Genomic DNA, 10926 nt, shown 5'->3' with positions numbered 1-10926 from the left:
GGGCGACCTCCTGCCCGCCGCCGCGGCACAACTTCCTCACCCTGCCGCGGATCCGCAGCGAATCCCCGGCGTTCGACCTGCACCACCCCGACATCAGCCAGCAGTACGAGCTGGAGGACCACGGCCACGTGGCCGTCCGGGCGGCCGACCGGCCCGGAGGCGAGCGGTCATGAGATCCGGCCGCTCCGGCACCCCCGAGGACGCACAGGGCGCCGTACTCGCCAACGAGGCCGAGGGCTATCTCCTCGCGCAGGCCGAGCGGGAGCAGGCACGGTCCGAGGCCGCGGCGCTCTGCGGCCGCCTGCCGTGGCTCACGACCGGGCAGGCGGAAGACCTCACCGAGCACTACGTACGGCAGCGCTTGGGCCTCACACGGCAGGCCCTGCAGGCCACCGCCGACCGGGCCAAGTACCTGCGGGGCGAATACGAAACACGCTACGCGGAGCTGCGTCGGGTCCTGCTGAGAGTCCACACCGTCTGCGCGTGCCTTCTGGTCTCGGGCTGCTCGGCGGCTCTGCTGCTGATCCGTTGATCGTGACGGCGGCGCGGTCGCCCGCTCGCGCCTAGGCTCGTGTCCCATGGCAGCGCGACTCCTCGTCTACACCCGCACCAGCGACTACCGCCACGACTCCATACCGGAGGCCGTGGCCGCGGTGGACGCTCTCGGGTCGTTCGACATCGAGCACACCGAGGACCCGGCGGTCCTGGAGGCCCCGCTGGACGAGTACGCCGCCGTGCTCTTCCTGTCCACCAGCGGCGAGGTCCTCACCCCGCCCGGCCGCGAGCGGCTCGCCGCGTACGTCGGGTCGGGCGGGGGTTTCGCCGGCGTCCACGCGGCAGCCTGCACCGAGTACGACTGGCCGTACTACGGCGAACTGCTCGGCGCCCGCTTCGCCCGCCACCCCGCGTACCAGCCGGGCAAGGCGCTCGTGGCGGACCGCGACCATCCCGCGACCCGGCATCTGCCGGCCGTCTGGCACTTCACCGACGAGTGGTACGACTTCCGCGCCGGCCCACGCGGCGCGGCGCGCGTCCTCGTGTCCGCCGACGAGACCTCGTACGAGGGCGGCGGGATGGGCGAGGACCATCCGCTGGTCTGGTGCCGTGAGCAGGGTGCCGGCCGCGTCTTCTACACGGCGCTCGGGCACGCCTCCGAGGCCTACGCGGACCCCGACTTCCGCGCCCACCTGCGGGGCGGGATCGGCTGGGCCGCGGGGCTGCTGTCCTGATCGGCGGCGTAGCTCCCCTGATCGGCGGGCGGCGTGCACCGCGAGGGCCGTCGCCGCGTCGGCACCGGAAGGTCAGGCGACCCGTGTCAAATCCGCGTGGTGGACCTGGTGAGCGAGCGGCAGGCCTGCTGCCAGGCGGTCCAGCTCCTCGCAGACGATGTGGCCGAGGCGTTCGAGCTCGTTGCCCAGGGAACCGGCGACGTGCGGGGTGAGGAAGACGTTGGGGAGGGTGTAGAGGGGGGAGTCCGGCGGGAGCGGTTCGGGTTCGGTGACGTCCAGGATCGCGCCGAGCCGGCCCGCGACCAGTTCGTCGGTAAGGGCGGCGTGGTCGACGAGGGCGCCCCGTGAGGTGTTGACGAGCACCCCGCCGTCCCGGATCAGGGCGAGGCGCTCCCGGTTCAGCAGGTGGCGGGTCCCGGGAATGTCGGGGGCGTGCAGGGTGACGATGTCGCTGCCGGCCAGCAGGGCTTCCAGCGGCAACCAGCGGGCGCCGAGCGCGGACGCCCCGGCGGCGTCCACGTAGGGGTCGTGGAGCAGGATCTCGAAGTCGTGGGGCCGCAGCAGTTCGAGGAGTCTGCGCCCCACGCGGGAGGCGCCGACGACGCCGACGCGGCGGCCCAGGTTCCCCGTCGCCGCCGTCTGCGCGGCGGCCGGTCGGGCGTGGGTGGCGCGGAAGCGCTCCCGGTGGGCGAAGACGTCCTTTCCGGCGAGCAGGATCATCGCGAGCGTGTACTCCGCCACCGGCACCGCGTTGCCGGTGACCGCGCTGGACACGGCGACGCCGCGCTTCCACAGGGCCTCGCCGACGAGCGAGCGGACGGAGCCGGCGGCATGCAGCACCGCGCGCAGGCGAGGAGCCGCGGTGAGTACGTCCTCGCCCAGCCGCGGACAGCCCCAGCCGGTGATCAGCACCTCGGCGCGGGACAGCACCTCCGTGACGCCGGGGTCGGTGAAGTCCCGTACGACGACCGCCGGATCGATGTCCACCGCCTGTCGCAGCCGCGCGAGGAGCGGAGCGGGGAAGAGCAGCGGGAGGTGCACCGGATCCATGGCGAACACGGCCCTTGGCGGCGGGACACTGGGCATGACCCTCCTGGGGAGTGAGGGAGCGGAGGCGAGTCGGGGTGGAAGCGTCTTCGACGGCTCATCCACCGTAGATCCGCGTCGGGCGCAGGAGCAATCGGCGGTCGGACGTGGCCGCTTCCCCCGCGTCGGCGTGTACGCCGAACAGCCCACCCGGAGCCCCGACTCCCCGCTCGTGCGCCGGAACGCATCACGGTGATGTGATGCTCTGACCGGAGCGGTGCACAGGCGCGGTGAAGGGCTGGTGGGCGGATGAGGGCGTCAGAGGTGGCGGGCCCCGTGGTCAGGACGCCGTACGGGGCCGTGCGCGGCCGCCACGAGGACGGCGTCGCCGTCTTCCGCGGAATCCCTTACGCGGCACCCCCCTTCGGCCGGAACCGGTTTCGGCCTCCCGTGCCGCCGGAGCCGTGGGACGGCGTGCGCGACGCCGGCGCCTTCGGCCCCACGCCGCCGAAGCCGCCGTACTCGGAGGCGTTCGCCCAGTACCTGTGCGACCCGGTCGTCCCCGGGGAAGACTGCCTCAACCTCAACGTCTGGACCCCCGAACCCGCCCCGGGAGCCCGCCTCCCGGTGCTCGTGTGGCTGCACGGCGGCGCCCTGACGAGGGGATCGTCATGCGTTCCCGTGTACGACGGGCACTCCTTCGCACGCGACGGTGTCGTCCTCGTCTCCGTCAACTACCGGCTGGGCGTCGAGGGATACGGCTTGTTCCCGGACACCCCCGCCAACTCCGGCCTGCGGGACCAGCTCGCCGCCCTGCGCTGGGTACAGGAGTCGATCGGGGCCTTCGGCGGGGATCCCGGCCGTGTGACCCTGGCCGGGCAGTCGGCCGGGGCGATCAGCGCCGGTGCCCTGATCGCCGCACCGCAGGCGCAGGGCCTGTTCCGGCGGGCCGTCCTGCAGAGCGGGCCGCCGGAGGTCGTCGAGCGCGACAAGGTACGGCGGATGGTGCGCCGCATGGCGGCCCGGCTGAAGGTGCCCGCGACGGCCGAGGCCTTCGCCGCCGTCGACCCCGAACTGCTCTTGCGCACCCAGGCCGAGATCGGCCGGCTCAGCAGCCCGGTGGTGGGCGGGCCGGCCTTCGGGATCGTCGTCGACGGCGACCTCGTACCCCGCGATCCCCTGGAGGCGCTGGTCGACGGGGAGGCCGCGTCCGGCGTCGACCTGCTGCTGGGCTGGACCCGCGACGAGTACCGGCTCTGGCTCGTGCCCGGTGGCCTGCTGGAGCGGATCGACCGGCTCGGCGCCGTCGCCCTGGCGGGCGCGATGGCCCGCTGCCGCTGCGGCCACGAGGTGCCGCGCGGCTATCGCGCCCTGCACCCCGAGGCCGGCACCGCCGAGATCGTCGGCCAGCTGGTCACCGACCACCTGCTGCGTCGGCCGCTGCACCGGCTGGCCGACGCCCGCCCCGGATCGGCGTACGTCTACGAGTTCGCCTGGCCCTCGCTGCGGCCCGGGCTCGGCGCCTGCCACGCCCTGGAGCTCGGTTTCGTCTTCAACACCGGGGAAGCTCCCGAGTCGGCCCGGCTGGCGGGCTGGGGCGCGCCGACGGAGCTGGGCGACGCGATGCACACGGCTTGGGTGCGGTTCGCGGCCGACGGCGACCCGGGCTGGCAGCCGTGGGACGACTCGCACCCGGTGCGGATCTTCGGCGAGAGCGAGGCGGGGGAGCGGGACGGGCCGGCGGGGCGAGGTGAGGCAGGGGCGCGGGGTGAGGCGGGGGAGCGGGGGCCGACGAAGGAGCCGTACACCGCCTACGGGCCGCGCGACCGGGAGTTCGCACTGTGGACATCCGATCTCGGCGACCGGGACGCCGCGTCCGCCCCGGCGACGGACGGCGCGCCTGCGCGCGACGCGGAGATGCGGTCGGTCGTACGACTCCTGCGCCGCACCAGCGGCGCCCGACGGCACTGACGGCTGGCGGGGTCCCCGGTCAACCCGCCAGCGTCCGCGCGACGGACCTGATCGCCTCCGGCCCCACCCGGCAGCACCCGCCGATCAGGCGGGCGCCGGAGCCGCGCCAGCCCAGGACCTGCTCCGGCGTGAACGTGGAGCCGCCGCTCCAGGCACGTGCCCGGGCGTCCCAGGCCTCGCCGCTGTTGGGGTAGGCCACCACCGGCTTGCCGGTCACCCGGGCCGCGAGCGCGACGGCGGCGTCGACGTCCTGCGGCGCGCAGCAGTTCACACCCACCGCGATCACCTCGTCCACGTCGGTGGCCAGGGCGAAGGCCTCCTCCAGCGGCCCGCCGGCGCGGGTGCGGTCGCCGGCCACGGTGTACGACAGCCAGGCCGGCACGCCGAGCCCGCGCACCGCCCGCAGCAGGGCCGTCGCCTCGTCGGCGTCCGGGACCGTTTCCAGGGCCAGCACGTCGGGACCGGCGGCGGCGAGGGCCTCCATCCGGGGGCGGTGGAAGCGTTCCAGCTCGTCCACCGTCAGCCCGTAGCGGCCCCGGTACTCCGAACCGTCCGCGAGCATCGCCCCGTAGGGCCCGACCGAGGCCGCCACCCAGAGTGGACGGGTGACTCCCCGTGCCGCCGCCCGCGCCGCCGCCACACGCGCCGACGCCACGCTGAGCCGCAGCAGTTCGACCGCCCGGTCATGGCTGATGCCGTACTTCGCGAAGCCCTCGAAGGTGGCCTGGTAGCTGGAGGTGATGGCCACGCCGGCGCCCGCCAGGAAGTACGCGAGGTGCGCCTCGGTGATCGCCTCGGGCCGCTCGGCGAGCAGCCGCGCCGACCACAACTCGTCGCCGAGATCGTGGCCGGCCGACTCCAGCTGGTTGGACATACCGCCGTCGAGCACGACCGTCCCGGCGGCGAGGGCCTCGGCGAGGCCGAGCGGGGCTCCCGGGGTGTTGCTGGTCATGGCACCGACGCTAGTCGACGGAGTCGTTCGCCCACCCCCGAACATTTCGCCGGCTCGGCACCGGCCTCGCCGACCGGGGCAATGCCGGAAAGCGCTTGCCGAACGGCGGTACCGTCCAGCCGTCAGCCTTCACGACCTGACCGAGGAGCCGAAGGGAGCCCGCCGATGGATCTGCCCCCGGACGACCGCACCCGCAGCCCGTACACCGGTTACACACGTGCCCACTGGGAGGCCGCCGCCGACGCCCTGCTCGCCGCCGTGGAGCCGTACGCCACCGAGGACCACGCCCTCTACGACCTGCCCGGCGACCACACCAGCTCGTCCGGCAGGCTCTCGGACGGCCTGGAGGGCTACGCCCGTACGTTTCTGCTGGCGGCCTTGCGGCAGGACGGCACCGTCCTCGAGCGGTACGCGGACGGGCTCGCGGCCGGCGTCGCCGGCGTCTGGCCCCGTGTCCTGGACCACAGCCAGCCCCTGGTGGAGGCGGCGTCCATCGCCCTCGGCCTGCGCCTGACCCGCGAACTGCTGTGGGACCGGCTCGGCGACCCCGTACGTCGGCGGACGGCAGCCTGGCTCACCGACGCGCTCACGGCGCGGCCCTGGCCGAACAACTGGGAACTGTTCCCGGTGACGGTCGGCGGGTTCCTCCAGGACGTGGGTCACGAGACGGAGGCGTCCCGCACGGCGATCGACCGGGGGCTGGAGCGCATCGAGGAGTGGTACGTCGGGGACGGGTGGTACACCGACGGGGACGGCCGCAAGTTCGACCACTACAACGGCTGGGCGATGCACCTCTACCCGGTCCTGCACGCCTGGCTCGCCGACGACAGCCGGCTGCTGGAGCTGTACGGCGACCGGCTCGCCCGGTATCTCGACGGCTACGCCCGCCTGTTCGGAGCCGACGGCGCCCCGATGCACCAGGGCCGCTCCCTCACCTACCGCTTCGCCACCGCGGCCCCGCTGTGGCTGGGCGCGCTCACCGGCCACACCCCGCTGGCCCCGGGGGAGACCCGGCGGCTGGCGTCGGGCGCCCTGCGGTACTTCCTGGACCGGGCAGCGGTGGACGAGAACGGACTGCTGACCCTGGGCTGGCACGGCCCCGACGAGGCGCTGCTGCAGGCCTACTCCGGTCCGGCGTCCCCGTACTGGGCCGGCAAGGGCTTCCTCGGCCTGCTCCTGCCCCCCGGTGACGAGGCGTGGACGGCGACCGAGGAACCGGGTCCGGCGGACCGCGCCGACGCGGTCACGCCGGTCGGGCCGCCCAACTGGCTGGTGCAGTCGACGCGTTCGGACGGCGTGGTCCGGCTCCACAACCACGGCAGCGAGGACGTGCGCTACGACCCCCACTACACGCGGCTCGCCTACTCGACCGTGACGGTCCCTTCGGCGTCGTACGACAACAGCGTGATCGTCGGGGACGACGCGAGCCGGACGGAGATCGTGCCGCTCGGGGTGGGCGAGGGCTGGGCGGCCTCCCGGCACACCGTCCGTGACGGGATCCGGGTCACCAGCCTGGTGGTCGCCGAGGGCGCGGTGGAGGTCCGCGCGCACCTGGTGACGGGCGCGACGGCCGGGACCCCGGTACGGGTCACGGGGTGGGCGGCCGGGGACGGCCCGCGCGCCGAGCTCGTCCCGGTCGTCGGGCTCGACGACACCCTCACCGGCACCGTCACCGGCACACCCGCACTGTTCGTCGCCCTCGCCCGGCTGAGCGGGGAGGTGGATCCGCAACCGCTTCCGCGGCTGGTCTCGGTTGACGTGCGCGACGGCTGTGAGCTGCACGTACGGTGGGCCTCCGGATCCGCCGCGTGCTTCCGGTTCACGGTGACGGACGGAGGGACCACAGCGCCGTCCTGGACCGTGACGGCCATCTGAGACCGGGCGCGCCGCCGCCGCACCCCGACACTTCGGCCGGGGCCGAAGCGATCCGCGCCTACCGTGCGCTCATGGCTGTCATGACCCGCTTCGCGGCACTCCACCACCGCGCCGAAGCCCTGCTGCTCCCCAACGCCTGGGACCACGCCTCGGCGCGGGCGCTCGCGGCGCAGGGCTTCTCGGCGATCGGCACGACCAGCCTCGGGGTCGCCGCGGCGGCCGGGCTGCCCGACGGGGCGGCGGGGACCCGGGACGAGACGCTACGGCTGGCCCTCACGCTGGGCAGGGGGCCGTTCCTGCTCTCCGTCGACGCGGAGGGCGGCTTCAGCGAGGTCCCGGAAGAGGTGGGGGAGTTCGCGCGGCAGCTGGCGGTCGTCGGTGCCGTCGGCATCAACCTGGAGGACGGCCTCGCCCCTGCCGCCCGGCACGCGGCGAAGATCGCCGCTGTCAAGTCGGCAGCCCCCGGCCTGTTCGTCAACGCCCGCACGGACACGTACTGGCTCGGCGGCCACGATCGCCGCGCGGAGACACTCGCCCGCCTGGACGCCTACCAACAGGCGGGCGCGGACGGCGTCTTCGTCCCCGGCCTCACCGACCCCGCCGAGATCGCCGCACTCGTGAAACACCTCGACGTGCCCCTCAACGTCCTCTGCTCACCGTCCGGCCCCACCCTCACCCGCCTCACCGACCTCGGTGTGCGCCGGGTAAGCCTCGGCTCGCTGCTCTACCGGCGTGCGCTGGGCGCCGCCCTGCAGGCCGTCGCGGAAGTACGGGAGGGCCGGGCGCCCCACGGCCCGGCGCCGACGTACGACGACGTGCAGGCGCTCAGTGGCTGACCCGGTCGCCGTCGTGCGGTTCACGGCCCGGCCGACCGGCGGGGGTTCCTACGGCCGCGGAGCGGAGCGCGCGGGCCAGTGCTCCAGTGCGATGTGCAGGGCGTCGACGGCCCGTTCCCATGAGGCCCGCACGTCCCGTGGCGCGCCGAAGCCGCCGGAGGCCTCCAGTGCGCAGAAACCGTGGAAACTGCTGCGCAACAGGCGTACGGCATCGGTGAGATCGGGCTCGTCCAAGCCGTAGGCGCGGAGCATGCCGTAGGTGATGTCGGCGGTGCGCCGCATGGCGGGGGCGTCGGCGACGAGATCCTGGTCGACGCGGATCTGGGTGGCGGCGTACCGGCCCGGGTGGGCGAGCGCGTACTCCCGGTAGGCGCCGGCGAAGGCGGCCAGCGCGTCCTTGCCGGCCCGCCCCGCCACCGCCTCCGCGATCCGGTCGATCATCTCGCCGCCCGCCAGCAGGGCCATGCGGGTGCGCAGGTCCTGGAGGTTGCGGACGTGCGAGTACAGACTCGCGTCCTTGACGCCGAAGCGCCGGGCCAGCGCGGAGAGCGTGACCTGGTCGAAGCCGACTTCGTCGGCGAGGTCGGCGGCGGCCGCGACCAGGCGGTCGACGGTGAGGCCGGCTCTGGCCATGGACACGTCCCTTCGAGGCCTAAGCGGTCCAGGTTACTGCCTAGGGGGGCATGGGAGGGGAGGGGTGCCTGAGCTCGGCTGTAAATGCCGTTGTGGCTGAGGAAAGTTGGGGGAACGGTGCGCGGGGGATCGAGCGGTCGTTCCCTTGACGCCCGCGGATCACACGAAGGCCGTTGAAAGTTCATCTGCTGCCTCGATTCTCCTCACACGGCGCAGCAGCGTCGCTGATTCAGGAGGCGCACATCATGGGGCACAGCCACGGACCCGGGCATCACCACCACGGACATGACCACGACCACGGCCACGAGCACGCGGCGCTGCCGGCCGCCTTCGACACCTCCGTGCCCGACGACGCCCTGACCCCCGAGCAGGGATCCCGCCGCTCGCTGCTGCGCCGCGCCGGTCTGCTGGGCGCGGGCCTGGCCGCCGGCAGCGTGCTGTCGGGCGCCGCGGCCGCCACGGGCGCCGCCCCCGCGGCCGCCGCCCCCGGCAACCGCCACGGCAAGGGTTTCCTGTGGCTCGCCGGTGACCACCACATCCACACGCAGTACAGCAGCGACGGCAAGTACCGCGTGGTGGACCAGGTCCGCCAGGGCGCCAAGCACGGCATGGACTGGCTGGTCATCACCGACCACGGCAGCGCCACCCACGCCAAGATCGGTGTGGAGAAGGTCAACCCGGACATCCAGCAGGCCCGCGCCGCCTACGAGGACACCCTCGTCTTCCAGGGCCTGGAGTGGAACATCCCGTCCGCCGAGCACGGCACGGTCTTCGTGCACCCCGGCCGCAACGAGGTCTCCGTCCTCAAGCAGTTCGAGACGGACTACGACGGCAGCGTCAAGAACGCCTCCGGCTCCTCGCCCGCCAACGAGGCGCTGGCCGTCGCGGGCCTCGCCTTCCTCTCCGACCAGGTGAAGCGGCGCAAGGTCAGGGACGCGCTGATGCTCGCCAACCACCCGGCGCGGCGCGGTGTCGACTCCCCGCACGAGATCCGCGCCTGGCGTGACGCGTCCCCCGCGAGCCACCAGATCGCCGTCGGCTTCGAGGGCGCCCCCGGCCACCAGGCCGCCGGCATCCCCGCACCGCTCGGCATGGGCCGGGCCCGTGGCATCTACGACAACAACCCCAGCGCCGACTCCTTCGCGGGCTACCCGCTGGAGAGCTACCGCACCTGGGGCGGCTTCGACTGGATGACCGCCACCGTCGGCGGCCTGTGGGACAGCCTCCTGGCCGAGGGCAAGCCCTGGTGGATCACCGCCAACTCCGACTCCCACCAGGTCTACGCCGACACGGCGGCACGCGGCGGCGGCGACTTCAACGCCAACGGCCGCTACGACGACCCGGTCTACGCCGGCAAGATCGACGTCACCCAGGGCGACTACTGGCCCGGCTACTACAGCCGCACCCACGTCGGCGCCGACGGCTTCTCCTACGCCGCCGTCATGGACGGCATCCGCGCGGGCCGCATCTGGGTCGACCACGGTCAGCTGATCAGCGGACTCGACGTCCGTGTCTCCGGCGGCAGCCGCTGGGCCACGCTCGGCGGCGCCCTGCACGTGCGCAAGGGCACGAAGGTCACGCTCACCGTGGACGTGGCACTGGCCGGCGGCCCCAACTGGGCGGGCTTCCTCCCGACGCTGGCGCGCGTCGACGTCATCCAGGGCGACGTGACGGGCGAGGTCTCCGACAAGGACACCTTCACCGCGCCGACCGCCAAGGTCGTCAAGTCGTACGAGGTCAACAGGTCCAGCGGCACCGTCCGCCTCACCTACGACCTCGGCAAGGTCGACCGCCCCGTCTACGTGCGGCTGCGCGGCACCGACGGCAAGCGCGGCGCCGTCGGCGCCATGGGCGCGGCCGTGGACCCGGCGGGCCCGGCGCTCGACGTCGTCGGCGACGCCGACCCGTGGCTGGACCTGTGGTTCTACTCCAACCCGGTGTGGGTCCTGCCCTCGTGACCTCGTACGTCCTCACCGTGGACGCGGGCCTGAAGGACCTGCGCGGGGCCGACCACCTCCTCCAGGAGCTGGCAGCCGAACTCGTCCTTCCCGACGGCACGTTCGGCTGCACGCACCTCGTCCGGGACGAGCGTCCCCGGGTCGCGCTGTCCTTCGCGGTGGAGTCGGAGGCGGCCCTGCTGTCGGCCCGTCGGAGGCTGACGGCACAGGGCTACGAGGTGACGGACGGCGCCCCCGACGAGGTGGGCCGCGCCGTGCTCTACCCGGGCGCGGCCGGTCTCACGGGCACGGTGACGGTCGCGGAGCTGCTGTCCCGCTCCGCGATCGCCCGCGTCACCGTCCTGGGCACGACGGAACCGCCCGACGCGGACACCGTCGTCGTCACCCGGGACCACGTACGGCCGCAGTGGCGGGGTGGGGCGGGAGGGGGGGGCGGGCACCCCGCG

10 protein-coding genes are annotated in these 10926 nt (G+C 73.9%); 7 read left to right on the top strand and 3 right to left on the bottom strand.

Annotated elements, in window-relative coordinates; all coding sequences use genetic code 11:
• Positions 1–169 precede the first annotated feature (169 nt).
• Both AB0O67_RS33785 and AB0O67_RS33780 read left to right on the top strand, forming a co-directional pair.
• Entirely contained in the window at positions 170–532 is a 363-nt protein-coding gene (locus tag AB0O67_RS33785; RefSeq protein WP_365458694.1) for a hypothetical protein, read from the top strand.
• Between the two features lie 46 nt (positions 533–578).
• Positions 579–1229, top strand: coding sequence for a ThuA domain-containing protein (locus tag AB0O67_RS33780; protein ID WP_365458691.1), 651 nt, complete (start codon positions 579–581; stop codon positions 1227–1229).
• Between the two features lie 72 nt (positions 1230–1301).
• Here the strand turns inward: AB0O67_RS33780 and AB0O67_RS33775 are convergent, their stop codons facing one another.
• On the bottom strand, positions 1302–2315 hold the full coding sequence (locus tag AB0O67_RS33775) for a hydroxyacid dehydrogenase (protein WP_365458688.1): 1014 nt from the start codon (positions 2313–2315) through the stop codon (positions 1302–1304).
• A 249-nt stretch (positions 2316–2564) separates the two neighbouring features.
• Between AB0O67_RS33775 and AB0O67_RS33770 the strand changes: the two genes are divergently transcribed.
• Positions 2565–4226 carry a carboxylesterase family protein gene (locus AB0O67_RS33770; RefSeq protein WP_365458685.1) on the top strand — a complete coding sequence of 554 codons (1662 nt, stop codon included), beginning with the start codon at positions 2565–2567 and terminating at the stop codon, positions 4224–4226.
• A 19-nt stretch (positions 4227–4245) separates the two neighbouring features.
• Here AB0O67_RS33770 and mmuM read toward each other — a convergent pair whose 3' ends face one another.
• A complete protein-coding gene (mmuM, locus tag AB0O67_RS33765) occupies positions 4246–5178 on the bottom strand; it encodes a homocysteine S-methyltransferase (protein ID WP_365458682.1) in 933 nt (310 codons plus the stop codon).
• Between the two features lie 165 nt (positions 5179–5343).
• Here mmuM and AB0O67_RS33760 point away from each other — a divergent pair, with 165 nt between their 5' ends.
• The gene (locus AB0O67_RS33760; protein ID WP_365458679.1) at positions 5344–7053 is read left to right on the top strand and encodes a DUF2264 domain-containing protein; all 1710 of its coding nucleotides are present in this window, start codon (positions 5344–5346) and stop codon (positions 7051–7053) included.
• Positions 7054–7133: 80 nt separating this feature from the next.
• Complete coding sequence (locus tag AB0O67_RS33755) at positions 7134–7889, top strand: isocitrate lyase/phosphoenolpyruvate mutase family protein (protein WP_365458697.1); 756 nt, start codon at positions 7134–7136, stop codon at positions 7887–7889.
• 48 nt (positions 7890–7937) lie between these two features.
• On the opposite strand, the gene AB0O67_RS33750 is transcribed toward AB0O67_RS33755, so the two are convergent.
• Entirely contained in the window at positions 7938–8522 is a 585-nt protein-coding gene (locus tag AB0O67_RS33750) for a TetR-like C-terminal domain-containing protein (protein ID WP_365458676.1), read from the bottom strand.
• 245 nt (positions 8523–8767) lie between these two features.
• Between AB0O67_RS33750 and AB0O67_RS33745 the strand changes: the two genes are divergently transcribed.
• Positions 8768–10480: a PHP domain-containing protein gene (locus AB0O67_RS33745; protein ID WP_365458673.1), complete on the top strand. Its 1713-nt coding sequence runs from the start codon at positions 8768–8770 to the stop codon at positions 10478–10480.
• On the top strand, positions 10477–10926 hold a 450-nt coding region (locus AB0O67_RS33740; RefSeq protein WP_365458670.1), incomplete at its 3' end, for a hypothetical protein. The genes AB0O67_RS33745 and AB0O67_RS33740, both read left to right, overlap by 4 nt.

This window comes from Streptomyces sp. NPDC086077, from assembly GCF_040686175.1.
Classification (GTDB): Bacteria; Actinomycetota; Actinomycetes; order Streptomycetales; family Streptomycetaceae; genus Streptomyces.
Note: the sequence above shows the minus strand (reverse complement) of the source record. Positions and strands in the feature narration are given on the sequence as shown.

Bases quoted from the DNA above. Each gene is read 5' to 3' on its own strand.
- AB0O67_RS33750 (WP_365458676.1), bottom strand. From the start codon at position 8,522: ATGGCCAGAGCCGGCCTCACCGTCGACCGCCTGGTCGCGGCCGCCGCC.
- AB0O67_RS33785 (WP_365458694.1), top strand. From the start codon at position 170: ATGAGATCCGGCCGCTCCGGCACCCCCGAGGACGCACAGGGCGCCGTA.
- AB0O67_RS33775 (WP_365458688.1), bottom strand. From the start codon at position 2,315: ATGCCCAGTGTCCCGCCGCCAAGGGCCGTGTTCGCCATGGATCCGGTG.
- AB0O67_RS33745 (WP_365458673.1), top strand. From the start codon at position 8,768: ATGGGGCACAGCCACGGACCCGGGCATCACCACCACGGACATGACCAC.
- mmuM (WP_365458682.1), bottom strand. From the start codon at position 5,178: ATGACCAGCAACACCCCGGGAGCCCCGCTCGGCCTCGCCGAGGCCCTC.
- AB0O67_RS33760 (WP_365458679.1), top strand. From the start codon at position 5,344: ATGGATCTGCCCCCGGACGACCGCACCCGCAGCCCGTACACCGGTTAC.
- AB0O67_RS33780 (WP_365458691.1), top strand. From the start codon at position 579: ATGGCAGCGCGACTCCTCGTCTACACCCGCACCAGCGACTACCGCCAC.
- AB0O67_RS33770 (WP_365458685.1), top strand. From the start codon at position 2,565: ATGAGGGCGTCAGAGGTGGCGGGCCCCGTGGTCAGGACGCCGTACGGG.
- AB0O67_RS33755 (WP_365458697.1), top strand. From the start codon at position 7,134: ATGACCCGCTTCGCGGCACTCCACCACCGCGCCGAAGCCCTGCTGCTC.